Source organism: Chroococcidiopsis sp. SAG 2025 (assembly GCF_032860985.1).
In the GTDB taxonomy this organism is placed as follows: domain Bacteria; phylum Cyanobacteriota; class Cyanobacteriia; order Cyanobacteriales; family Chroococcidiopsidaceae; genus Chroococcidiopsis.
Genome location: NZ_JAOCNC010000001.1, coordinates 2,279,903 through 2,303,462, shown reverse-complemented (window position 1 = coordinate 2,303,462; position 23,560 = coordinate 2,279,903). Strand labels below are relative to the sequence as shown.

The following is a 23,560-nucleotide window of genomic DNA, read 5'->3' as shown; positions in this document are numbered from 1 at the left end:
GTAATATTGGCAAAAATATTGGTGAAGTAGCATTGGCTACTATCCCGTTTAGGAGATTAGATTGATTCGCCATCCCCAGGCAGGGTACACAAGGCTGGAAATTTAACAACCACAAGGGTGATATGAGCCAAGAAAAACCTTCTCCCATGCCAGAAGATAAAAACTTTTCAGCCATCAATTTGAATGCCGCAGGCATTGACATTGGTGCTGATAGGCATTGGGTGAGCGTGCCTGTAGGACGGGATAATGAGAGTGTACGCAGCTTTGGTTGCTTCACAACTGACCTATACGCGATGGCAGATTGGCTCAAGGTTTGTGGAGTGAAAACGGTAGCAATGGAATCAACAGAAGTTTATTGGATACCTGTATTCCAAGTTTTAGAAAGTTGTGGATTGGAAGTGAGGTTGGTGAATGCCCATTACGTTAAAACCGTCCCTGGGCGCAAAACAGATGTATTAGATTGTCAGTGGTTGCAACAATTGCATACCTACGGTTTATTATCAGGGTCATTTCGTCCGCAAGAGCAAATATGTGTTTTACGTAGTTATATCCGCCAACGAGATAACTTAATCAAAAGTGCTTGTGTCCATATACAGAGGATGCAAAAAGTCCTGACTCAGATGAACCTACAGTTGCATCGGGTCATTAGCGACATCACCGGCACTACTGGCATGGCGATTATTCGTGCCATTGTTACAGGTGAGCGTAACCCAGATGTGTTGGCATCACACAAGGATGGACGTGTCAAAGCCAGTTGTGCCGAGATTGCTGCTGCCTTAACTGGGGACTATCGACCAGAAATGGTATTCATCTTGCAACAGGAATTACAACTTTACGATTTTTTTCAAATACAGATCTCTGCCTGTGATGCCCAAATTGAGCAATGCTTGGCATCTTTTGGATCTAAAGTTGATGTGAATGCTTCGCCCTTAGCTAAACCAAAACGTCGTGGAAAAAAGCAACCCGGCAATGCACCCCAGTTTGACTTGCGTTCTGAACTGTATCGCATGAGTGGTGTGGACTTTACTCAAATTGATGGTTTAGGGGCTGTGAGCGTACTTACCCTGATCTCAGAGTTAGGGTTAGACGCGACACGCTTTCCCACTGTCAAGCACTTTACGTCGTGGCTCGGTTTATGCCCTGGTAGTCGCATTACTGGCGGCAAAGTTAAAAGTTCTAAATCTCGTCGAGTTGTCAACCGCGTTGCCGCCACTTTACGCACCGCCGCACAATCTCTTTGTCGCTCTCACTCTGCTTTGGGTGGCTTTTATCGCCGTCTAGCTGCTCGCTTAGGCGCACCTAAAGCGATTACTGCCACTGCACATAAGTTAGCCCGTATTTTCTATCGTCTTTGGACAACAGGTAATCTCTATACTGACCCTGGTCTTGATGCCTATGAGCAACAATACCGAGAGCGCACCCTCAAAAACCTGAAGCAAAAAGCTCAAGCTTTTGGCTTAGAACTCATCCCTATTTCTGACCCTACAGAATGTGTTTCTTAGGAGTTCGTTGCCTTCCCGACTTCGGCAATAAATTTCTCAAATCCGGCTGGCGTAACCCAAACTAGCAGCTTGACAGGAGTGGAGCTAGTGTTGGTAAACCGATGCAGTTGACCTTTAGGCGAGTGAAGGAAGGTTCCAGCAGTGGCAACAATTATCTGCTCGTCAAGTTGGAATTGAATCTCTCCCTCTTGAACGTAAAACGATTCGTTTTCGCGACTGTGCCTATGGGTCGGCGTACCACCACCTTGAGGCGCAACCACAACCTCGCATAGTGCATACGCTTGCTCTGTATCTTCGCCCACTGCTTTGAAAGTGTATAGATCGCGGTTAAACCAGTATGAATTACCTTGACCTGGTTGTTGTATCAGTCCATGAGAATCGATCGTCATTGGAATTCTCCTTTGCGGTGGGCGCAAATATTTATCGTAAGTCAAAGACAGAGGACAGACGGCTGTAATGTTGGTGAGCCAATTTTAAGGGCGATCGCACCTTCTCCCACTACACTTTTTAACTCAAGGAGATTATTATCTTGTAGTCGTATTGAACGACAATTAAATAGACCGAGTGACGACAACTAACTTGACTGCTACACCAAGTTGACGAGACGACAATTATCTTCAGCAACCGCTGCCAAAACAAAAGACACTAGGCAATGTCAATTAACGCCAATTAATGGACTGCCTAGTGTCGGGAAAACGAATTAATTTCAAACAGGTTCAAATATACATGAAAGCGAGAGAATCTGGCTGCACGCAGGAAACAGCAGCAGCAAAGGGAGGATTTTCGAAGCGTACAGGTAGACGCATTGATGCGGGAGCTCATCAACCGCAACGCGGACGACCCCATGACTGGCGTACCCGCAAAGACCCATTGGCTGAGGTATGGGACAGCGAACTAGTTCCGCTATTACAAAAACAACCGCAATTGCAAGCGATAACGTTGTTCGAGTACCTGCAGCAGAAGTATCCAGGCAAGTATGGGCAGTCTATCGTGCGGACGCTGCAACGACGAGTCCAGCAATGGAAAGCGACCAGTGGACCAGCGCAGTCAGTGATGTTTGAGTTAGAGCATCAACCAGGCGTAATGGGCTTGTCGGACTTCACCAAGCTCAAGCAGGTGCAAGTCACGATTGGCGGTCAACCCTTCGAGCATCTACTGTATCATTATCGACTTGCCTATAGTGGATGGCAGTACGTGCAAGTCATTCAAGGTGGCGAGAGTTTTGTTGCTCTGGCTGAAGGTTTGCAGAATGCCTTGGCAGCAAGCGGGGGTTGTCCACAAGAACATCGCAGCGATAGTCTTAGTGCCGCCTACCGTAACCTGGGTAAACGCACCGATGAAGATTTGACGCAAATGTATCAACGGCTATGCCAGCACTATAATTTGCGTCCCTCACGAAATAATCGCGGACTAGCCCATGAAAATGGTTCGATTGAGTCACCCCACGGCTATTTCAAACGACGGCTGCATCAAGCCCTATTGCTGCGCGGCTCGTGTGATTTTGATAGTGTTGCTGCCTATCAAGCGTTTATCTCTGGGATAGTTGAGAAGTTGAATACGCGCATTCAAGCCAAATTTCAGCTTGAGCAACCCTACCTGCATCCATTACCCAACTATCGTTATCCCGACTACGAAATCCTCAGCGTCAGAGTTACCACCCGTAGCACGATGACCGTGCGCTGCATCACTTACACTGTGCCGTCACAATTGATTGGCTTACGATTAACCCTTCACCTACATCATGACCGGATAGTCGGTTTTGTCGGCACGCAGCAGGTGGTAGAACTGCCACGCCTTCATGTACCTAGCCGCAGTCGGTTGCGGCGCTCCCGTTGCGTCAATTATCGTCACGTCATTGACAGCCTGCGACTGAAACCCCGTGCTTTTCTACACTGTACCTGGCAGCAAGAATTATTGCCTGACGACAACTACCGCCAATTATGGCAGGAGATGTTAACCCAGTTCGATTCCTACACGACGGCACGATTGATGACCGAGGCACTGTACATTGCTGCTAAACAAGATAAGGAACACGCAGTCGCACTGTATTTGGCTGACCACTTACGCTCTGGCACCCTTAGCTTGGTGGGACTGCAACAGCAGTTTCATCTGGGTGAGAGTGTGGCACATCCAACGCTTTCGGTACAGCAACACGACCTTTCCCCTTACGACTCTCTCTTGCATCATGTCCCCCAACAACAGCCAAATAACAGCCATCGAGACTCTGGGCTTCCTACTCAAAACACTCAAACTGCCCCACATGAACAACCATTGGCAAGAGTTGGAGCGTCAGGCTCTGGCTGGGGGCTGGTCACACGCTCAATTCTTGCTAGCACTGTGCGAATCCGAGGCAACACAACGTTATCAAGCGCGAGTGCAACGCGCCCTCAAAGATGCCCACCTGCCACCAGGAAAAGCTTTTTCCAACTTTGACTTCAGCCATTGCCCCAGCTTAAATCAGCCTAGCATCATGCAACTGGCTCAGGACAGAACTTGGTTGAAGCGGGGTGAGAATCTGCTGCTGTTCGGTCCTTCTGGAGTCGGGAAAACTCACTTAGCTGCTGCTGTCGGTCGCAGTTTGGTAGAACTGGGTGCACGAGTCAAGTTTCTGGGTGCCACCACAGCCGTGCAACTGCTACAAGCGGCGAAAGCCAACTTACAACTGCAATCAGCTTTACTCAAGCTCGATAAGTACGATCTGCTGATTCTTGATGACATTAGCTATGTCAAAAAGTCGGAAGTGGAAACATCAGTGTTGTTTGAGTTAATTGCTCACCGCTACGAACTCAAAAGCTTGATGATTACTGCCAATCACCCTTTCAGTGCTTGGGATGAAATTTTTACCGACTCTACTATGACCGTTGCTGCTGTAGATCGCTTGGTACATCATGCTGTCATTCTCGAAATCCTTGCACCCAGTTTTCGTCAACAAGCGGCTCTACAACGCTCTTCTTCTACTGACCAAAAGCAACCAAAATAATTGTCGCGCATTCGTCAAGATAGTTGACATTTCATATAGTCGTCAGTCCTTGGAATAGCATTGGAACCAAATCAGCTCAGCCTCTTCTCTAATCTGCAACCCGAACGAGCCACTAGACCAGAGACACTGGTGATGGACGCGCCAGCTTTGATGCGGTGGAAGTCCCGAATCTACGATTATCAGCGGCGAGTAAGGGAAAGTGAGCCAATGCAGCAGACAGCATTGTTTGACCTGACTCCGGCGCATTGCGATCCAGATAGCATTGACCCGTTTGCGCTGCGGTTGCACCCATCAGAGTTTTATCGCTTGCCAGACAATGATAGTGAAGCTTGTCTATACTTCGTTATTGATAATACTTTACCCATTCTGCTGTACGTAGGGGAAACGAAACGCACTCCTTCACAGCGATGGAAGGGCGTTCATGATGCAAAGTCTTACATCACCAATTACATTAGCTTGCACCGTCAGTATGGGCTAGACGTAGCAGTGGTAGCAGCTTTTTGGTGGGACGTACCAGCAGAGACTAGAGCGAGACAGCAGTTGGAATTGGCATTGATTCAAAAGTGGCGATAACTTCGTTAAGCTTCGCTAACGCCCTTTAACAAAGAGAATTGGGAGAGGTGGGGACAGCCGTTTGGATAAATTTTGGCTCAAGAAGAGTAGCGTTCGCCCTTCACCTCGATAATAAGTGGCACTATTTAAATAGTAGGAATGATATTGTCTGCCAACGAGCATCGCTCGCCGCTTCTAACCTTCTAGACCGAGGAGTAACCGTGACCACTGAAGCCAATCTGCAAGGGAAAGCACGCGATGTTACCCAACAATATACCAAAGAAGAAACAGAAATATTTCAATGGACAAAACAGTGGTATCCAGTCGCGGTTGTAGATTTTCTAGACCCAACTCGCCCTCATGCAATACAGTTATTGGGAAAAGAGCTAGTTTTGTGGCGAGACGGCAGTCGTCAATGGCGTTGCTTTGAAGATTTTTGTCCCCATCGATTAGCCCCTCTTTCCGAAGGACGTGTTGAGTCTGATGGTACACTGTTGTGCGCTTATCACGGCTGGCGGTTTAACTGGGAGGGGAACTGCGTTAGCATCCCGCAGTCTAAAGATAAGCCAACTGAGGCGCAGCACTGCTTAAATCGTAAGTCATGTGCTGTTGCTTATCCCACACAAGAGCGCCAGGGACTATTGTGGGTGTGGGCAGAATCAGGTGACTCTGCCGGGATAGAAAGCCAACTGAGGCAACCACGGATCGTCCCAGAGCTGGAAAACAACTCGGACAGGGTAGTGCAGTTATTTTGGAATATCCGCGACCTACCCTACGGATGGGACTTTTTTATGGAAAATGTCGCCGACCCCGCTCACGTACCTGTTTCTCATCATGGAATTATGGGCAGTCGCTACCAGGACGACCAGTATTACGACATGATTCGAGTCCGAGAGATGTCGAATCAAGAAGGATTTTCCTTTGAAGTCGTACCAGTTGCAACAAAGCTTTCTCAAACCATCCATGACTTTCAACCGCCCTGCCATATGAGAATTGTCTCAACCTACAAAGATGGTGGGCAACTGATCCTGGCTTTATATGCTATTCCAACCCGTCCTGGTTGGTGTCGGCATATTGGCACTCAGGTATTAGTCAAGAATGAAGCGGGTAAGAAACCAGACGGGATCGGATTTTTTGCCCTGCCGATGCCAAGCTGGTTAGGTCATGTGCTAGCCTCTTTGTTCCTGCATCAAGATGCCGTCTTTTTGCACCGCCAAGAGAAGATTCTTGCAAGGCGGGAAAAGTGTAAATGGCTGGATGCAGTCTATACGCCCAACCCTCAAGACAAGATGACGATCGCATTTCGCCAGTGGTTGGAGAGGCGGGCGGGAGGCGGTATTCCTTGGGTTAGTGAATGTAGCTCAGACCTCCCACCAATAGAGCAAGACAAGCAAAAGTTATTTGATGTGTGGACAACCCATACTCAAGACTGTAGAGTTTGCCAGGATGCGCTCAAGAATATTAATCGCCTAGCTGTGGTAGCTCGTGCAGCTGCTATTGCGTGTTTGTGTCTCGGTGTCATTGTGGACTCTCGAACTGTGGCAATGAAGGCGGTAGTAACTGGAAGTACATCTCTTTTGACCGCTCCCCCTACTCAATTCTGGTGGGCGATTGGGGGCGCGGTTTTATTTGCCATGCTGGACTACCTGCTCAAGAAGTTGAGGCGGCTTTTCTATATTTATCAGTTTGAACACGCCCAAAATGACTGAGCTAGCCTTCCCCAAGTAGCACTGTCTACCTAAAGCAGCTGAGGCGCGGGATATACCAGCGGACGCTAGACCGAGACAGCAATTGGAGATGGGATTGATTGGTAAAGCGGCGATCGCCGTTTGGGTAAAGGAGAGCTGAATATGAGTCAAAATCGTCAGTTACTAGACCAGATTGCCGCACGCGCTAAGGAAATAGTAAATGCCCAAACAGCAGTAGTGGCACTAGCTGAATCTGAAGGTGAAATTGTTTACTACGCCGCAGCAGTAGGCAAACACGCCGAGTCGATATTAGAGCGCCGTGGTGCAGCTGCTACTTCTGGGTTGTGTGGCGTAGCTTTTGGGGGCGACCAACCTGTATTGGTCTGCCAGACTCAAGGTGATAGCCGAGTACGACAAGACTACGTTGAAGCATTAGGTATTGAAACAGCTTTAGCCGTCCCTTTACACTACGAGGGGAAGCTATTAGGTGCGCTGATGGTTTTGAATCGCACTGATGACTGTTTGTTTGACCAGACGGCAGAGCGCGTTTTAGCCCATTACGCTCAAGAGGTCGCTCCACTAGTCTACCAATACCAGACAGCGAGCGATGAAGGGAAATTGAGAGAAGAAACCTAATTTGCACGGGTGCGATCGCCCTTTAACAAAGAGAATTGGGAGAGGTGGGGGCAGCCGTTCGGTAAGTGAGCGGGAGCGATCGCTCCCTCTTCTGCACTCCCAAAGCGATCGCGATCGTGCTGTTGGTCAAAATCGACGATTGGACCTTTCGGCACAATTCGATTGGGATTAATCTCGGTCATACTCATGTAATAGGCACGTTTGATATAGTCCTGATTGCACGTCGTTTTGAACTGGGGACGCTGATATAAATCCAGTAAATAATTCCAGAGATTCGGATAATCAAGAATTCGTCGCAAATTGCACTTAAAGTGACCGTGATACACCGAGTCGAAGCGATAGAGCGTTGTAAACATACAAACATCGGCTTCAGTAAGCCGAGCGCCACATAAATAACGCTGCTTGCCCAGAACAGTTTCCCATCGATCTAAACTCTCGAACAGTTGGGTCACGGCTTCTTCATAGGCTGCTTGCGAAGTTGCAAAACCAGCGCGATAAACACCAGCATTAATTGGTAGATAAATTGCATCGATAGTTTCATCAATCTTCTGTTGCAGGTCGCATGGGTATAAGTCGATTTGCTGCGTTGCCAATGCAGCAAACTCTACGTCCAACATCCGCACGATCTCGCGAGATTCGTTGTTGACGATGGTTTGAGATTGCTTATTCCACAAAACGGGAACAGTGACTCGCCCTGTGTAATTGGGATCGGCTTTGAGATAAATCTCTTGCAAATATTGAGCGTGATTCACCGAGTCAGGAATGGCTCCTGGCGCATCACTAAACATCCAGCCTTTATCGCTCATAATTGGATCGACAATAGAGACAGAGATGACATCATTCAACCCTTTGAGTTGGAGCATAATTAAGGTGCGGTGCGCCCACGGACACGCCAAGGAAACGTAGAGGTGATAGCGTAGAGCTTCTGCCTTAAACCCGCTCTTTCCATCTCTGGTCACGCGCTCTCGAAACGTTGTTGGAATTTCATGGAACTCACCGCTTTGATTTTGCTCGTTCTCATCGGTTATCCATTTACCTGCAACCATCATTCTCGTCATAATTCCCTCTTAAATGTGTTGGTGTAATTATGCCTTTGCTGCTTTATATAACTTGATAAAAGTGTTATTAGAGTAGCTTAAGCTGTCGTTTTTCTTGAGTGATACTGTTAAGTGCGATCGCAGCAGTCTAGAGTATTAGAGCAATCGCAAATAATAAGGGGTGCAGTATCAGTTTGCACCCCAGCTTTAACATAAAGATTTAAATTTAGAATTGAGCCGTTGTTATTATATAAATCCAAGACCTACTCGCTAGATTCCAGAAAACTTATTCTGAACTGACAAATTTAGCTCAGGTCATTCCCATGTTGCTACTCGGTTCTTGTCATTGTGGGGCAGTAAGCTTCAGCGTCAACAGCCCACACCCATACCCTTATATGCGCTGTTATTGTTCGATTTGCCGTAAAACAGCGGGGGCTGGCGGTTATGCCATTAATCTTGCTGGCGATAACACAACCCTGAAGGTAGAGGGTGAGGAGCATATTACCGTTTACCGCGCTAAAATCCAGAATCCTGAAGATCCAGAACCATATCAGAGTGAGGGGGAGCGCCGCTTTTGCCGTCATTGCGGCTCGTGTTTGTGGGTTTACGATCCCAGTTACCCAGAGCTGATGCACCCGTTCGCCTCGGCAATTGACACCGATTTACCCAAACCACCAGAACATACCTATATCATGCTTGACTTTGCTGCAAGTTGGGTAGAGATTCTTGAAGTTGGGGGCGATCGCTACTATCAACGCTATCCCGATGAATCTATTGCTACTTGGCATGAAAGGCTTGGTCTGGGGGATGAAGCCAAAGAGTAGTAACAGGGGTGCAAATAGAGAGCGATCGCTTTTCACAGTTTCTTTTTCACTAAACCAATAAATCACTGACATAAAGCCCAATTACTTTAATTAATATTGAGCATTGGAACGAGATTTTGCAACTTATTAAGAAAGATTGCAAACACAGAATTTTGCATAAAACAAAGGCATGTTCTGATTAGTACTCAGAAGCTTAGTAAATTGTCAGTTTTGTGTTTGCACAGATACTTCCTGTTTTTTAAAGTTTTGTAGTTGGGGATAAGTAACCTTAATAGTATTCTTATCCTCAAATTACACGACTTTTATTCATTTCAACACAGCGATGCAATGATGTCTACTAAACTTACTAAGTAACGCTTCTTAACATGGGAACTCTTGCGATCGCCATTATTCTAATTACTTTAATCGGCATACTTGGGCGCACCCAGCTTCCTTCTACTCAAGAAGCTCCTATTCTCGATGCTCCACCGCCTCCTGGCTATCCGGTCAATGAAATTGTTATGTCTACTGTCGATGCTGCTAGCAGATCGATTATCATGCGTCGAGGCTACTGGGATGCCAATACAGACAGGGGTTTTGGATACGATAAGATTTATCACAAGCACAACATTAAGAATGCTGTTAAGTATGTCGTAGAAACCCCAAATGGTAGCGAACCCGAACAGAATCAATCGGTTCATATATACTACGCTTGGGCGCACCGCATTCGATGCCGCTTCTTAGTTTGTCAAGTTGTAGATCGCCGACAAGTAAGAGTCATTGTTGATTTTCGCTACGACAAAAGTGCAAAAGGTCAAAAAGGAGTCATCAACGGCTACTACATTCAAAACGAACCACGTTGTCCTGACTGGGTTGACAAGTCTCTTAATGTCCAAGGTGATCCCTCTTTTGTTACATCTGGGAAAGTAAAATCTGTAAGCCTTGCTGTATAATGGTTTTGCTCTTTTGTCATTTTCAATTCGTCAAAATGAAAAACTCCCAGTGTGTATGGGTTTCAGAATTCGCTCCGACGCAAGTAACAAAAGAGGGGTGATAATAAGGAAGGAGACGGTTCGGTTCAACCATGTCCTACAGTCCTTACGATGTCGGTACTTCACTTCAGCAATCAGGAGTCGAACGGCAAGCCATCCCATCTGACTGACTTTAGTAGAAATTTGATTGTGAGAACTTGCTTGCTGTGACTAGAAATCACACTTAAATACCCGCCAGACAGCAATTTTCTAATCTAGTCCTAAAATTGTAGCACACCCCCACATCTACCACTCCTCATCCCATTCTTCCGGCTTAATTCCATCCAGTTGAGGGCGAAGCATTTTCCCAACAATTTCTACCTCGATATCATCAGCCCTGCGACGAAGATTGCATCAGGAGTATAAGCCTCTCGCATACTCATGCCCTAGTGCGTTCCCTCCTGACAAAAAGCAGCAAACGCAGGAATGGCAGTGGCGTTATGATTGTCACCGATAAGATAAAGAGCTATGAAGCGGCGAAGAAGCAAGTGATGAAGAACACGAAGCATCGACAGCATAAAGGATTGGATAATTGAGCCGAGAACTCCCATCAACCGACACGAACGCTCTTAGCGACAAATGCGGCGATTCAAATTCCCAGGGCAAGCAAGTGCAATTCTATCTACATTTGAACCAATTCGCGCTCGCTTTCACCCCAAGCAACATCAACTCACCGTACAACGATACCGAGAACGACTGTGCCAACGATTTTGTTGATTGGCGAGAAGTCGCTTGTCTGAAACCTGCTGCTTAAAATTAGCCAAGCTGGCTACTCAGGAATTATCGTGCCGATTTTCGGATTTATCCCATTAAGTTGACAATGCCCTTGCACGCACAACTTAGAGAAATGTTAGATCGATAAGTCGTACCGCAATTTTATTACACCGCTCGATTGCAAAGCCCGATCATCAACAATGCTGCTGCTGCTAGTGCCGCGATCGTCCGCACGTGATTCCAAATTGTCCAGTTTGTTAAATATTGACTCCACAGATTTGTACCTTCTGTGCTGTCTGGTTTGACAGTTGCCAGGGCATCATTCAGCGGTACATTAAATGCAATCGTCACCAAAACAGTGCCAAGCAGATAAAGCAGGCTACCGAAGAGCCAATAGGCAGCACCAGGTTGATGCCACTTGAACAACGAAGAGACAGCTAAAAAAAGGCAAGTTACAGCCGTTCCGAATAGTGCCAGCATGAACAACGGATTAATTGCCGTGATATTGATCGATTGCATCGCAGCAATGCCCTCTTTTGGTTGAAGCCGGGCAAGAGCAGGCATCACAAAAGTCGAGAAAGCAAAAAAGACTCCTGCTACCAACCCGCAGCCCAGTGCCGAGAACAGCTTGAATACAAAAAGCGAGTGGTGAGTAATTGCCATAAACCCTCCTGCGAACTGTTGTTGAGCCAAAATTCGCGTGTCATTTCAATACGATAGGGCGGGTGTCTTGTGAAGGTACAGATCGTCTACCAATTGTTTCAGCATAAAGTCGGCGACATCGGCGCGCGAGATTTTGAGTTTTGATGTTCTGTCGGTGGCAGGAAAGCCGTGTCGGTAATTGCTAGTGCGATCGCCATCTACGAAGGCTCCAGGGCGGACGATCGTCCAGTCCAGGTGGCTTTGCTTGACATAGTTTTCTTGCTTTTGACGATCGGCAAACACGTCGCGCAAGAAGATGCCAAACATAATGTATTTCCAGAAGAAGTTCAAATTCCCCCAACTATCCCTTGCCCCCAGCGTTGTTTGGCAGACAAACCGTCGGACACCCCCTTTCTCCATCGCGCGGATAATCTGTCGCGTCCCCTCCGAGCGGATTGTTCCCGTCCTTTTTCCACCTGACCCCAGCACGCATAGCACTGCATCCTGACCCCGCACTGCCTTTTCCACGGATGCGAGATCCATGACATCGCCCTGAACGAGCTTCAGGTTGGCGTGCTGGATGTCGAGCTTTGCCGGATCGCGGGCAAACGCCGTGACTGTGTGTCCCTGCTCAAGTGCGTGCTGGACAAGCTGGCGACCGATGCTACCTGTTGAACCGAATATCAGTAGTTTCATCTTCTCTATTCCCTCCACGCGATCAACTGCTGCGTACTTTAGGACTAAAATCACGTGCGATCTATGTGCGTACTTCCTGACTCAATTACCCTTCCAGTTTAGGTAAATCGACTTGCATCCAACTATCTAATTCCTGTGAAACTAGCCGAATCTTGCGGTCAATTCTCAGAATGTTTAGTGAAATGCCCAAACGAATATAATGAGAACTAGACGCATTGGGTTTGCAGCATGAAGACGAGTGGCAACCATCAGATTGAATGTACCAGCTTACCCATCTTGTCGAGTCGAAACCAGGGTTGGGAGAATATTCTGGTCGAACAATTCCAACACCCTGCGGGAGAAGGGAAAACTTGTTACAGCGACGAACACGCGATTTGTCTATCTCTAGTGACTCGTTCAGTGCGCTTACTACAAACCCAGGGAGATAGAACCCGCACGGGATTATACGCCAAGGGTGACTTTTGTATCACGCCTGCCAAGATGCCGTCTTTTGCCCGTTGGGAGAGTGACGATCGCTTCTTGGAGATTCGGATTACGTCTCGGTTTATCCACAGCGTGGCTGGAGAAGCTTTAGCGGTGAATCCCGACTGTCTGGAACTACTGCCCGAATTTCGGATTCGCGATCCCCAGTTGGAGGCGATCGGCATGATGTTACTCGCCGAACTCCAATAGGAAAATTCATGTCCCAGGCTTTACATCGAGTCGCTGGCTAATGTCCTAGCGGTGCATTTACTCAGACAATACGCTACTACCAAACCGCAACTGACTATTTACGCGGGTGGATTGCCCCAGCGTCAACTGCTGCAAGTCCTAGTGGGACTTTGTAAGAAAGATGGAGCAAATTGAGCTAGAATGCGGGTAGGAGTTGCGTTTTACGTCAGTCTCGACAGGAGCAACGTAAGGTGAAAGATCAAGTACCAGCAGCGATGCCGCAGTGCTTTGAGAACTGGTGTCGTCGGTTTGATGATGTATTTTCGCGTCAGAAGCAGCGGCAGGAATTTCGTGTTTATCTAGGGGGACTGCTGGGTGAGAGTCAGCGCAAAAACCTGAGCCAACTGGTCACAAATACAGTAGATGGCTCCTACAACAGCCTCAGACATTTTCTCAACAATGCCCCTTGGGATGAAGTCAAGCTAAATAATCGGCGGTTGGAGGTGATGCACCAGTGTCGCCAGACGACCCCGAGTCAAGGTTTCACATTGATTGTAGATGATTCGGGACATCGCAAAAGTGGTGCGGCTACTGATGGGGTAGGACGGCAGTACATTGGGGAGATTGGCAAGACTGACAATGGTATTGTGCTGCTGACTACCTACTTGTATGATGGAGTGCGACGTCTGCCGTTAGATGTTGCACTCTATCAACACGCAAGTTTATTCGAGCAAGGCAAGGCAGACCCCAACTTCCAGAAAAAACCTGACCTGGCTCTAGACTTGGTTGACCAATGCTTGAAGCGCGGTTATCGACCGGGTGTGACTGTAATTGATGCAGGCTACGGTAATAACACGCCTTTTCTCAAGCAGTTGGAGTCGAGAAACCTAACTTACGTGGCAGCAATCGCCAAAAACCGCCAAGTTACTGCTCAAACATCAGGTGATGAGTCTGCTCGTAAGCAGGGATTAGAAGCTATTGCTCAAACCTTGGCAGTGGAGCAGTTCACACCTGTGCAACTCAATCTGGAGCAGCCCCGGACAGTTTGGGTGGCGCTGTTACCAGTTCACGTTCCGAAGCTCGAAGGCACTCGCTGGCTGGCGATTCAACTCAATGCCTCTAGTTTCGAGCAAGCGACGGAGGTGGATTACTTTCTCACCAATGCCTCTGACAACCAAGTCAGTGCGGCTTGGGTAGCTCAAACATATTCTGCTCGCAACTGGGTGGAGGTCTTCTATCGAGAAGCCAAGGGCTGGTTGGGTTTGAGTGAGTATCAAGTTCGGGATGCTCTGAGTATGAAGCGTCATTGGGTTTTAGTGTTCATCGCTTACACCTTCATCCTTTGGCATCAGTTGACCGGCGGATTCCGCAGACGTTGGGCAACCAAACCCTTACAAACCTTTGCCGAAGCATTGGAGGCATTCCGCACCGCAGTCGAGTTTCGTTTGGTCCGCTGGCTTAATGAGCATGTTGATGTATTTGCCTCTCACAGAGCTAAGTTCGGCTATATTTGGGCTTAGAAAGTTTTAAAGTCCCACTAGACTACATCCACGAGCATCTAGATCGAGATATCAAACTTGCCGATTTAGCAGACCTACTGGGTATCAGTCAATTTCATTTGGGTCATCTCTTCAAACAATCTCTCGGCATATCTCCCTACCAATATCTACTCGGACAACGCATCGAACGGGCAAAGCAGTTGTTGAAACAAACTGACCGCTCGATTATAGAGATTGCGTTGATGTGTGGCTTCAGCAGCCATAGTCGCCTGAGCAAACAGTTTCGGCAGCTGACAGGCATGACACCAAAAGCCTACAGAGCGAATTAACCGTGCAATTTTCTGGCATACCTGCGGTTGGGAATGGGGAGCGATCGGCTTCGCGTCTTAACGAGCTGATTAGTTCCGAAAACCAGGAATAGCAAAGCCGCCATCAATGACGATCGTTTGTCCTGTGATGTAAACGGAGGCATCAGAGCATAGCCAGATCGCTGCTTCTGCCACTTCTGCTGATTCACCCAACCGTTTCACTGGAATGTGATGGGTAAAAGTTCGCACCACTGCATCATTCGGATCGTCTGGGTTTCCAAAACGTCGAAACATTTCTGTGTCGATGATGCCGGGATTGATAACGCTCTTCTAGGACTCTAGGTGGAAGAGAAATAGGAATTGCGCGGAAGAATCTTCTCTAAAAGAGAATTTATTGATTGATTAAGCTGGAAAAATAACAGACAAAACAATCGAATTATTGGAGGAGTAAAGACAACGACTAACCAAGGTTTTAAGAGATTGAAACAACACAAAGGTTGCATAAATAGGCGTAAGTTGTTCAGAATATTTTCCAGCCTTTTCCCCCATCCCACCCAGGATGCTTTTTCATTTCTGCCGTTTTAGCTAAATTTAAAGTAGCTTCTCTCAGCTCATTTAATTGTTCTGATTGTAGGCTTACCATGAAGTAACACTCATCACAATTTCCCACCATTTTTCAATTCGGCTATAGTCTGTTACTCGAAAGTCTGCCCACCCTAGTTCATTTTTACTTTGCTTTAATCCGGACTCTATCCAATTTCTTAACCCATATAAGTTGCCTACCTCTTTATACTTAATCCTTGGGACTCTCGTCATAATGTACCAAGTTGAGTTTTCTGGTAAGGTTTCTTTATTATTGGTAACTTGCCCATATCTCGTTTCTCTTTTCTTACCAAAAATTATCTCCCTTATGTACCTTGTTTCTATCTTTTCCGTTGAGAATACTCTCTCAAACTCTCGCCATTTATTGTATCTTATTGTTTGCCCCGACGGCAGCCACATCCCGTGATTACTCCGAATCGCTAGCACAAAGTTTAGCTTTTCTTGATGTAAAATACTGCTAAAATTCTCTGCGCTTTCTCCATATTCGCTATCGGCTAATACTAGCTTAATTTTAAATCCAATTTCTTTCAGATTTTTGATGATTTCTCCTCCGATTTGTGGCTTGCTTTTATAGATATCCCCTTCTTTTAATCGCTCTTTTGGTTGATCGACTTCAACCATTAAAGGAAATGTCATTCCTCTCAATAATCCATAGGCAGTTACTGCTACGATTCCATTTTCAATCTTTCCCAAGTTGCCCATGTATTGTTTCTTAACATAATCTGTTGTTTGTCCTTTCTTTTTGTCTCCTGTTTCGTCTATAATGACAATGATTTCTTCCCGATTGACCGCAGTTAAAATTAATTTTAATCTCCGCCTTCTCAATTCCTCTACTGACCAGGGAGACTCCGTTAAAAAGTGATCTAATCCTGCGGCATCCTCTAATCCTACAACTCTTGCGATCGCCGACAAAGTTTTCCTTTTTATATCTGAAATCATCCCCAGATGGGTAGTGATACGGAAGTAGTGGCAAGGTTCAAGTTTTTGCCAGTTCTGCATTGTAGCCGTGAACAAAGTACCAAATCGCCCCAATGTGATTGTTGAGCTTTTTGGAGAATGATAGACTTTCTCTCACCAGTCGAGAAACCCTTTGTCTGAAGGTATTATTCAACCTTTCAATATGATTAGTTAGACCTGTTTCTTTACCAACTGCTCGATGACGTTTAGGGGGAATAACTGTTTGATAAGCTTGCCAAAAGTCTGTATAGGCAGCACATTGTTGATAAACCTCTGGTAAGGAAGCCCAGAGTTTACAAGCTGATTTTCTCGTTCTATCTCCTACAAAGCAACCAACAATTTTTCGAGAATTGCAGTCAATTGCTAGCCAAATATAAACCTCATTTTTCTGGCAATCAACGAATGACCACAACTCATCACATTCAATGACCAATTTACCGAGTGGTTTGCCTGAAACTTTTACCTGACGTGGAGTTCGAGCTAGCTTCTGATTGACATAATCTTGTAACCATGACCAGCTCACCTGAGTCACCCTGGCAATTCCTCGGAGAGATATTCTCTCCAGTAAGAGCCGATCAATCAGTTGCTTGATTTCTTGTGAAACAGTTGTTTTAGTAGAATTGACAACAAATTGATGACCACAAGTTTTACACTGGTATTTTGGCTTACCGTTATGAACTGAACCATTTTTAATCAAGTGCTCAGAATCACAGGTAGGACACACTCGTTCTAAAGGTTCTTCACATATTTTTTGGAATGGTTCTATCACATCTGGTGTTAATTTAGGTAGTAGTATAATATAAATGAGTAAAATAAGAACGCTAAAATTGTTGTCATCAAAAATACTAATTCCGGGCGAGTATGTGAGGATTATTTGTACTAGCTAATATTATACAGAATGCTGAAGGGGCAAGGATTACAACTCACCACTACTTCCATATCACTACCCCTTCGCGTACCTAAAAACCCCAGTTTAGCACAGCATCAATCGGGGACTTGGAAGTGACTCAGTAGCTACCCGATAGAGCGAAACACTGTATGCTTGTCACTACCTTTATCAACTACAAGCGAGAAAGAAATTTTAAAGTTGTTTAAGATGCAGCTCACTGCTGTTCTGGCTTTAACTTCTTGCGAGCGCGTATGCTTACCTAACTTGGCTAAAAGCTTTATAGCAATGCCTTCATCTCTACAGCACTTAATTCTTTAGCCCAACAATAATTTGTTGAACTTCTACTAATTCTATATATGTATTAACTTCAACTAAAACAATCAATGAAAATGAAGTTTTCAAGCAGATTGCTGTTGCTTGTCTCGCTTGTATGCTTCCGCAATTGCTTGCCGTAACCATTCATTTCTATTCGGTAACGAACGGACAAAATCATCTATCTGCTTGTCGCTTAAGCGTACAGTCAGCGGTTCGAGCGATGTCTTCGCTGGATTATTAAAGTTTTGTGGATTGCCCCCTTTTTTAGCCATACGCTTGTATACAACGAATTAAAGCTGTGGTACTATGGAAATATAAGCTCTCAACCAGAGGCAGCGAGCGCCAACTTACCCCTCTGGTAGATGTCTTGTAATCGACGTAAACCTCGTAACAAGGTCTATATGAATTTTACAACTGCAAATCGCTCGATCGCAACAAGGTTGTGTAATTGCGATCGATATAGAGTGACGATCGTCAGCGAGCAACTGGAGCTAGAGGCTCGCGAGATGCCCGTTCCTGTCGAGTGCCAAACGATTGAAGTAGAAGCTACCAAAGCGAAAGAGATTCCGGCATTAGTTGCGCTTTCACATCCAGGATACAAAGTTGTAGATAGCTGGCAACCAATAGAAATAGAAGAGGAATGCCCCTTCTAGTCTCTTCACCCTACGCTTCAAATCAGGCGTGGGGTGATGTTGTTTGCCCAATTGAGAAAAAAGATTTTGAATCCAATGAGTGCAGTGGCAATTGAAAGAATTCCCACCCTACCCGTAATCTCTACCGGGCAAATAGATTTGTTGCGACGCACTATTTGCAAGGGAGCAACCGAAGACGAATTGAAAATGTTCCTGTGGCAGTGTCAAAGAACCGGACTAGATCCGCTAGCAAAACAAATCTATGCCGTCAAGCGCTCTTGATCGAAAACAGGGACGCGAAGTGATGGCAATCCAAATTTCGATAGATGGCTTTCGTCTAATTGCCGAGCGTACAGGGAAATATGCAGGGCAACTCGGTCCCCACTGGTGCGTGCGATTCGTTTAGCCTAAATGAGTAGAAATACTCAGAGACGGTTAGCATGGTTTGATACAGAACCATGACAACTAAATGACCATGAGGGTGAAGAAAGTAACCTAGAAATCTAGTCCCTCTCCGTAAGTGTAGCGGTAAAAGCGCCCTCCCCATCCTTGAGACTGGTTATCAATAGGGTGAAGCGGGAAGGTTAAATGCCAGTCTTCCAAGAGCCGTACTTGGCAACCTGGCTAGCAAGAACCCCAAGGGTAACGAAAGTGAAGATGAGTTTGAACCCTTCGTCAGCGGTAATAGGCAAAGACGGATGGTTAAGCCCAAGCCAAAAGGCAAGGATAAAAGAGGTGTTGGCAAAGCACTAGTGACCAACTTACACTGCCTCAAAAACCCGGAGGAAATCATCACCCTAAAGGGATCGAACAATGGTCATTTGGAACGAACTAACCTATTCGCTCGTTCTGGGGAGGTCGATACCCAGTAGGTAACCAGCCGCGTACGATGAATGGGCAGGATTGAGTCAGAAGCAAATGCCTTGGGTAATGCCAGGGATAAGCTGACAGATTCACAATGAATTGGAATGTAGGGTCGTAATGTAGCAACAAATATGACTAAAGCCGAACAATCGTTCAGGATGGTATGGAAAGACGACATACCAGTATACGCCGGAGTAGATTCTAACCTAGAGTGGAAAGATATACGGTAATGTTCTAAATCGGTTGGTTTTACCTCAAACTAGTAAACGAAACTCATAGCGGTTGATGAATAAACCTATAACTATGTCGTGCATTTCCTCTGTCTTAGAAAAGCAAATAGTCTTGCGAACTAATCGCTTTATTCTTGTTCTTAATCTCAGGTGCTTTCGTTCAATTCTTTGAGTCTTCCGTTTACCTATCTCGTGAGACTCTGCTGGTAAATGTCGCTCGTATGCCCCCCAACCATCTGTACAGTATTGCTTGATTCCAAATGGCTCCAGTAGTTTCTTCAGTTGGAGAAATACTTCATCTTTTCGGCAACCAAACACATAAGCTAAAACTTCTCCACTTCTGCGATCGATGGCATGCCATAGCCATCTGGGGTTGCTCTTTTTGCCTACATAGCTCCACATTTCGTCTAGCTCAGACTCTTCGATGCCAGCTTCTTGAGACTCTTCAACTCGGATAATCTCTACTTCCACGCTCTCAGGTTTTTGCCGCTGTAATAGTTTCTGATTCACTTGCTCGAGGCGAATGAGTTTTTTTTAATTCCTGGATTACTGTTGTAGGACTGATACGCAATACTCTGGCTATATCTCTGACTCCACTCCCATTTAGCGTCATCTCGACAATTTGCTGCTTGACTTCTCGATTCCTTCCTGAGTAAGTCTGGGTTAGAACAAAAGTGCGGTAGGGACAATCTGTGTTTTGGCAGCAATAACGTTGTTTACCTACTGGTGAGCGGCCGTATTTCGTGACTTCTGTGCTGTGGCAATGAGGACATTCAATTGCTACCAAGACAGTCATAGGGTTTAACCAAACTTTTTACTCATTATACCAACCAACCGATCTATAACATTACCGTTGCTCGTTTTCTAATTGCCATTCGCCGCAGCTCGTTGCTACCAGCTTTTACCACTAGCTTGCTTCAAATCAATGGTCGAGCGGGAATCGTTAATCATACAGACGGTTTTCCAGTAGGAGTCTTTACCTTTGGTTTTGCCGATCGCTATATCCAATCTATTTTTGCTGTTGTAAATCCAGAGAAGCTGAGATCGATTCAACCATCAATTGAGTGAAGGAGAAAACAATGCATAGAAGAGTAGCGTCCCACCAACAAGCACTTCAAACTACGGGTCAAACAGTTCGACGTTGGGCGCATTTGTATGATGTAATTGTCGGCTTAGTGACACTAGGGAAAGAGCGAGATCTTCGAGAAATGACGGCTCAAATGGCAGGGCTAAAACCGAGCGACAAAGTGCTGGATGTGGGCTGCGGCACTGGCAGTCTGGCGATCGCACTTAAGACGCGAGTTGGAGCAACAGGTGAGGTGTATGGGATTGACGCTTCTCCCGAAATGGTAGAGGTGGCGAGACGTAAAGCTTCTCAAATTGGCATGGATATTGCCTTTCAGGTGGGGCTAATTGAGAATATTCCTTTTCCCGATTGTACGTTCGATGTCGTTTTGAGTAGCATGATGCTGCACCACTTGCCAGGAGACGACCTGAAACGCAAAGGATTTGCCGAAATGCAGCGCGATCTCAAGCTAGGTGGCAGCTTGTCGATCGTCGATATTGAACCACCTGCTAGTCCTTTGCTACGAATTCTACACCCGATACTACTCGTCCATTTTTGGGTGGGAATCAAATTGCAAGATTACCAGGTTGTCATGGAAGCGACTGGTTTTACGGAAATTGAAGTGGGAAAGACTCGTTATAGTGGACTTGCTTTCATCCGAGGCAGAGCAAGTAAGTCTTAAAGGTACTGCAACAATAGGGCAGCGATGTAAACCAAGAGGATAAAACAACGAAGTTCGTCCAATACTTCCCAGTTTGACAAGCCACCTGCGATCGCGTCCTACAGACCAAATTCTTGCTTCAGCTGAGCGACCCAAGTTTTGATCCGCTCATCTGTTAAGTCTGATTGATTATCTTCATCCAATGCCAAACCCACAAACTTACCATCTCGCAAGGCTTTAGAATCAGTAAATTCGTAACCATCTGTAGACCAATAGCCAACTGTTTCGCCACCTTGTTCTGTAATTTTTTCTTCCAACATACCCATAGCATCTTGGAAAGTGTCGGGATAGCCTACTTGGTCGCCTTCACCAAAATAAGCAACTTTCTTGGCCGTGAAATTGATGTTGTCAAGCTGATCGTAAAAATTTTCCCAATCGCTTTGCAGTTCGCCAACATTCCAAGTGGGGCAACCAATGATGATGTAGTCATAGCCTTCAAAATCGTTTGCTTCAGCCTTGGAAATGTCATTTAAGTCAACAACACTGTCACCGCCAAACTCTTTCTGAATTATTTCTGCCGCAGTTTGCGTGTTGCTGGTTTGAGTTCCGTAAAATAAACCAATCTTAGTCATTTCTTCTCCTCATTAGAACTAAAACTACTTTAAATTCTCTGTCCAACTGGAGAGTTAAGGGGAAAACTAAAAAAGATGTGACTGCTGATGAAGTTTTGCAGTATGAAATAGTTAGTAATGAGAAGCACTTGTCTACGCATGTTCAATAATCGGGCAAATAGTCTGTTCGGGATTTTCTGGTATTGTTTCCCAACCAGAGAGTAGCCATTTTAACTCTAGTTTGAGAATCTGTAGCTGCTGAATTTGTTGCTCGATTTGGGAAATCTTATCTGACAATTTTATTTGAACATGTTCGCACGGTAGCTCGCCTCGATCGTGAATATCTAAAAAATCTTTAATTTCTGCTAGACTTAGCCCCAATCTCTGCGCTCGTTTAATAAAGTTCAACCGAGCTAAAACATCAGAGCTAAATATTCTAAATCCACCTTCGGTTCTTCCCGATGTTTTGAGTAGACCTAGCTCTTCATAGTAGCGAATTGTTTTGATTGGTACGCCGCTTTCCTTAGCAACTGAACCAATTAATTTTGTCTCTTGAACTACTAGCATATTCAACTCTTAAACTCTTAAACTCAGCTACTTCTATCCTAAACTCTCTAGTTGACTGGAGAGGCAAGAGGATAGGCAACATTAGTTTATGAATCACTACGGTTCAGTTAAGGCTCAAAGTGTTGTAAATTAAGCATTGTTCCCAAGAATGGAAAGTGAGTGTAGTGCATCTGAAGGATTTCTCATTGTTGTCTCCTACAATACAAAGTAGTGATGTGTTCAAAGCGATAGAGGCAGCCATCCCATCCACGGAGATCGAGCAAGCGATCGCTAAAACTAAAGTTTGTGAACAACGTAAACGCTCGTTACCAGCACAATTGGTAATTTGTTTGGTAATTGCGATGAGTCTGTGGTCACGAGATTCGATGAGAGATGTGCTGAAAAACTTAATTGATGGGCTGAGCGAAGCATGGGTGAAAGTGGGGAAATACTGGCGAGTTTTTTGTAAATCAGCAATAACGCAAGCCCGACAACGATTAAGTCCAAGGGTGATGAGTCAATTGTTCCATCAACTGGTGCGACCAATGGCTAGCACCGATACCAAAGGAGCATTTCTCAATGGATTGCGAATTGTGGTAATTGATCGGACTTGCTTCGATCTGCCAGACAGCGATGAAAATGCGAGAGTTTTTGGTCGTCCGAGCAGCCGTCCTGGCACACAAGCCGCATTTCCCAAACTGCGATTAGTCATTTTGGTAGAAGCAGGAACACATTTAATCTTTGATGCATTGATGTGTCCATATCGAATAGGAGAACGAGTGCGGGCATTAAGATTATTACGCTCCGTGAGTTCAGGGATGTTGTTGATGTGGGACAGAGGGTTACATTCTTATGCAATGGTGCAAGCAACTGTCACAACTGGTAGCGATTATTTAGGAAGAATTCCCGCAAATGTCAAGTTTTTGTGCGAAGAACCACTGGCGGATGGTTCTTATCTGAGTTGGATTTATCCACCTGCTAAATTCCGCTCAAAAGCTTGCCAGCCCATACAAGTCCGAGTGATTGAATACACAATTGGTAATACCGACAACCCAGAGGAACAACTAAGATATCGCTTAATTACCAGCTTATTGGAATTGGAGAAATTTCCGGCTCAACTACTGGCGATTGAATATCATCAACGCTGGGAAGTAGAAAATACTATTGATGAACTCAAAGTACATTTATCAGGACGAAAAACTCATATTCGCTCTCAAAAACCGCGTGAAGTTGTGCAGGAAGTTTACGGGTGGTTGTTAGGACACTGGGCTGTGCGGTTATTGATGTTTCAAGCTGCAAAGAGCGCGGGTATCACTCCTTTGCGTCTGAGTTTCACTGGGACATTGCGAGTTATTCGTCGTGCTATCCCGAAATTTCAACGCTTGCAATCACAAGAACTCCCCTTTTTTTAAGTTGGTTAACTGTAGAGATTTTAGACACTCTGTTA

The 23,560-nt window shown here is 45.7% G+C and carries 25 protein-coding genes and 5 pseudogenes; 18 read left to right on the top strand and 12 right to left on the bottom strand.

Annotation, left to right across the window (positions count from 1 at the left end; all coding sequences use genetic code 11):
- The first annotated feature begins 146 nt into the window (after positions 1-146).
- On the top strand, positions 147-1,502 hold the full coding sequence (locus N4J56_RS11190) for an IS110 family transposase (RefSeq protein WP_317110614.1): 1,356 nt from the start codon (positions 147-149) through the stop codon (positions 1,500-1,502).
- On the opposite strand, the gene N4J56_RS11185 is transcribed toward N4J56_RS11190, so the two are convergent.
- Positions 1,499-1,891: a cupin domain-containing protein gene (locus tag N4J56_RS11185; RefSeq protein ID WP_317106521.1), complete on the bottom strand. Its 393-nt coding sequence runs from the start codon at positions 1,889-1,891 to the stop codon at positions 1,499-1,501. The two genes, N4J56_RS11190 and N4J56_RS11185, sit on opposite strands and share 4 nt — an antisense overlap.
- A gap of 283 nt (positions 1,892-2,174) precedes the next feature.
- Here N4J56_RS11185 and istA point away from each other — a divergent pair.
- The 5 genes and pseudogenes from istA to N4J56_RS11160 form a co-directional block, all read left to right on the top strand.
- Positions 2,175-3,101, top strand: a pseudogene (istA, locus tag N4J56_RS11180) (IS21 family transposase); the annotation flags it as partial.
- A gap of 586 nt (positions 3,102-3,687) precedes the next feature.
- Positions 3,688-4,482: an IS21-like element helper ATPase IstB gene (istB, locus tag N4J56_RS11175; RefSeq protein WP_317104990.1), complete on the top strand. Its 795-nt coding sequence runs from the start codon at positions 3,688-3,690 to the stop codon at positions 4,480-4,482.
- A gap of 60 nt (positions 4,483-4,542) precedes the next feature.
- Positions 4,543-5,055 carry a hypothetical protein gene (locus tag N4J56_RS11170; protein WP_317106520.1) on the top strand — a complete coding sequence of 171 codons (513 nt, stop codon included), beginning with the start codon at positions 4,543-4,545 and terminating at the stop codon, positions 5,053-5,055.
- Between the two features lie 200 nt (positions 5,056-5,255).
- Positions 5,256-6,743: a Rieske 2Fe-2S domain-containing protein gene (locus N4J56_RS11165; protein WP_317106519.1), complete on the top strand. Its 1,488-nt coding sequence runs from the start codon at positions 5,256-5,258 to the stop codon at positions 6,741-6,743.
- A 141-nt stretch (positions 6,744-6,884) separates the two neighbouring features.
- The gene (locus N4J56_RS11160; protein ID WP_317106518.1) at positions 6,885-7,358 is read left to right on the top strand and encodes a GAF domain-containing protein; all 474 of its coding nucleotides are present in this window, start codon (positions 6,885-6,887) and stop codon (positions 7,356-7,358) included.
- On the opposite strand, the gene N4J56_RS11155 is transcribed toward N4J56_RS11160, so the two are convergent.
- The gene (locus tag N4J56_RS11155; RefSeq protein WP_410500476.1) at positions 7,355-8,407 is read right to left on the bottom strand and encodes a glutathione S-transferase family protein; all 1,053 of its coding nucleotides are present in this window, start codon (positions 8,405-8,407) and stop codon (positions 7,355-7,357) included. The genes N4J56_RS11160 and N4J56_RS11155 overlap by 4 nt on opposite strands.
- A gap of 311 nt (positions 8,408-8,718) precedes the next feature.
- Here N4J56_RS11155 and N4J56_RS11150 point away from each other — a divergent pair, with 311 nt between their 5' ends.
- From N4J56_RS11150 to N4J56_RS11140, 3 genes are all read left to right on the top strand, one after another.
- Complete coding sequence (locus tag N4J56_RS11150) at positions 8,719-9,219, top strand: GFA family protein (protein WP_317106516.1); 501 nt, start codon at positions 8,719-8,721, stop codon at positions 9,217-9,219.
- 365 nt (positions 9,220-9,584) lie between these two features.
- Complete coding sequence (locus tag N4J56_RS11145; RefSeq protein WP_317106515.1) at positions 9,585-10,151, top strand: hypothetical protein; 567 nt, start codon at positions 9,585-9,587, stop codon at positions 10,149-10,151.
- Positions 10,152-10,808: 657 nt separating this feature from the next.
- Positions 10,809-10,946: a hypothetical protein gene (locus N4J56_RS11140; RefSeq protein ID WP_317106514.1), complete on the top strand. Its 138-nt coding sequence runs from the start codon at positions 10,809-10,811 to the stop codon at positions 10,944-10,946.
- A 162-nt stretch (positions 10,947-11,108) separates the two neighbouring features.
- Here N4J56_RS11140 and N4J56_RS11135 read toward each other — a convergent pair whose 3' ends face one another.
- Both N4J56_RS11135 and N4J56_RS11130 read right to left on the bottom strand, forming a co-directional pair.
- The gene (locus tag N4J56_RS11135; RefSeq protein WP_410500475.1) at positions 11,109-11,606 is read right to left on the bottom strand and encodes a DUF1772 domain-containing protein; all 498 of its coding nucleotides are present in this window, start codon (positions 11,604-11,606) and stop codon (positions 11,109-11,111) included.
- A 45-nt stretch (positions 11,607-11,651) separates the two neighbouring features.
- The gene (locus N4J56_RS11130; RefSeq protein ID WP_317106512.1) at positions 11,652-12,281 is read right to left on the bottom strand and encodes an SDR family oxidoreductase; all 630 of its coding nucleotides are present in this window, start codon (positions 12,279-12,281) and stop codon (positions 11,652-11,654) included.
- Positions 12,282-12,509: 228 nt separating this feature from the next.
- Between N4J56_RS11130 and N4J56_RS11125 the strand changes: the two genes are divergently transcribed.
- The 4 genes and pseudogenes from N4J56_RS11125 to N4J56_RS11110 form a co-directional block, all read left to right on the top strand.
- Positions 12,510-12,953: a hypothetical protein gene (locus N4J56_RS11125; RefSeq protein ID WP_317106511.1), complete on the top strand. Its 444-nt coding sequence runs from the start codon at positions 12,510-12,512 to the stop codon at positions 12,951-12,953.
- A 51-nt stretch (positions 12,954-13,004) separates the two neighbouring features.
- Positions 13,005-13,127 (top strand): hypothetical protein, encoded by a 123-nt coding sequence (locus tag N4J56_RS11120; protein WP_317106510.1) that lies wholly within the window; start codon positions 13,005-13,007, stop codon positions 13,125-13,127.
- 56 nt (positions 13,128-13,183) lie between these two features.
- Positions 13,184-14,452, top strand: coding sequence for an IS701 family transposase (locus N4J56_RS11115; protein WP_317104593.1), 1,269 nt, complete (start codon positions 13,184-13,186; stop codon positions 14,450-14,452).
- A gap of 17 nt (positions 14,453-14,469) precedes the next feature.
- A pseudogene (locus tag N4J56_RS11110) lies at positions 14,470-14,760 on the top strand (helix-turn-helix domain-containing protein); the annotation flags it as partial.
- A gap of 69 nt (positions 14,761-14,829) precedes the next feature.
- On the opposite strand, the gene N4J56_RS11105 reads toward N4J56_RS11110, so the two are convergent.
- The 4 genes and pseudogenes from N4J56_RS11105 to N4J56_RS11090 form a co-directional block, all read right to left on the bottom strand.
- Complete coding sequence (locus tag N4J56_RS11105; protein ID WP_317110612.1) at positions 14,830-15,060, bottom strand: SDR family oxidoreductase; 231 nt, start codon at positions 15,058-15,060, stop codon at positions 14,830-14,832.
- Positions 15,061-15,259: 199 nt separating this feature from the next.
- A pseudogene (locus tag N4J56_RS11100) lies at positions 15,260-16,341 on the bottom strand (IS701 family transposase).
- Positions 16,319-17,023, bottom strand: coding sequence for an IS1 family transposase (locus N4J56_RS11095; RefSeq protein WP_317110610.1), 705 nt, complete (start codon positions 17,021-17,023; stop codon positions 16,319-16,321). Before N4J56_RS11095 ends, N4J56_RS11100 begins: the two are co-directional and overlap by 23 nt.
- A gap of 563 nt (positions 17,024-17,586) precedes the next feature.
- Complete coding sequence (locus N4J56_RS11090; RefSeq protein WP_317106508.1) at positions 17,587-17,775, bottom strand: hypothetical protein; 189 nt, start codon at positions 17,773-17,775, stop codon at positions 17,587-17,589.
- Positions 17,776-17,904: 129 nt separating this feature from the next.
- On the opposite strand from N4J56_RS11090, the gene N4J56_RS11085 reads away from it, so the two are divergent.
- Together N4J56_RS11085 and N4J56_RS40960 are read left to right on the top strand one after the other, a co-directional pair.
- Positions 17,905-18,156, top strand: coding sequence for a hypothetical protein (locus N4J56_RS11085; RefSeq protein WP_317106507.1), 252 nt, complete (start codon positions 17,905-17,907; stop codon positions 18,154-18,156).
- 75 nt (positions 18,157-18,231) lie between these two features.
- A pseudogene (locus tag N4J56_RS40960) lies at positions 18,232-18,526 on the top strand (recombinase RecT); the annotation flags it as partial.
- 426 nt (positions 18,527-18,952) lie between these two features.
- Here N4J56_RS40960 and N4J56_RS11075 read toward each other — a convergent pair.
- Both N4J56_RS11075 and N4J56_RS40955 read right to left on the bottom strand, forming a co-directional pair.
- On the bottom strand, positions 18,953-19,177 hold the full coding sequence (locus N4J56_RS11075; RefSeq protein WP_317106506.1) for a hypothetical protein: 225 nt from the start codon (positions 19,175-19,177) through the stop codon (positions 18,953-18,955).
- A gap of 76 nt (positions 19,178-19,253) precedes the next feature.
- Positions 19,254-20,025, bottom strand: a pseudogene (locus N4J56_RS40955) (IS1 family transposase).
- A 116-nt stretch (positions 20,026-20,141) separates the two neighbouring features.
- On the opposite strand from N4J56_RS40955, the gene N4J56_RS11065 reads away from it, so the two are divergent.
- Positions 20,142-20,297 carry a hypothetical protein gene (locus tag N4J56_RS11065; RefSeq protein WP_317106504.1) on the top strand — a complete coding sequence of 52 codons (156 nt, stop codon included), beginning with the start codon at positions 20,142-20,144 and terminating at the stop codon, positions 20,295-20,297.
- An 11-nt stretch (positions 20,298-20,308) separates the two neighbouring features.
- Positions 20,309-20,977 (top strand): class I SAM-dependent methyltransferase, encoded by a 669-nt coding sequence (locus N4J56_RS11060; RefSeq protein ID WP_317106503.1) that lies wholly within the window; start codon positions 20,309-20,311, stop codon positions 20,975-20,977.
- Between the two features lie 98 nt (positions 20,978-21,075).
- Here the strand turns inward: N4J56_RS11060 and fldA are convergent, their stop codons facing one another.
- Positions 21,076-21,588 carry a flavodoxin FldA gene (gene fldA / locus N4J56_RS11055; RefSeq protein WP_317106502.1) on the bottom strand — a complete coding sequence of 171 codons (513 nt, stop codon included), beginning with the start codon at positions 21,586-21,588 and terminating at the stop codon, positions 21,076-21,078.
- 132 nt (positions 21,589-21,720) lie between these two features.
- A complete protein-coding gene (locus N4J56_RS11050) occupies positions 21,721-22,134 on the bottom strand; it encodes a heavy metal-responsive transcriptional regulator (RefSeq protein WP_317106501.1) in 414 nt (137 codons plus the stop codon).
- A 254-nt stretch (positions 22,135-22,388) separates the two neighbouring features.
- Between N4J56_RS11050 and N4J56_RS11045 the strand changes: the two genes are divergently transcribed.
- Positions 22,389-23,525: an IS4 family transposase gene (locus N4J56_RS11045; protein ID WP_410500401.1), complete on the top strand. Its 1,137-nt coding sequence runs from the start codon at positions 22,389-22,391 to the stop codon at positions 23,523-23,525.
- The last annotated feature ends 35 nt before the right edge of the window (positions 23,526-23,560 follow it).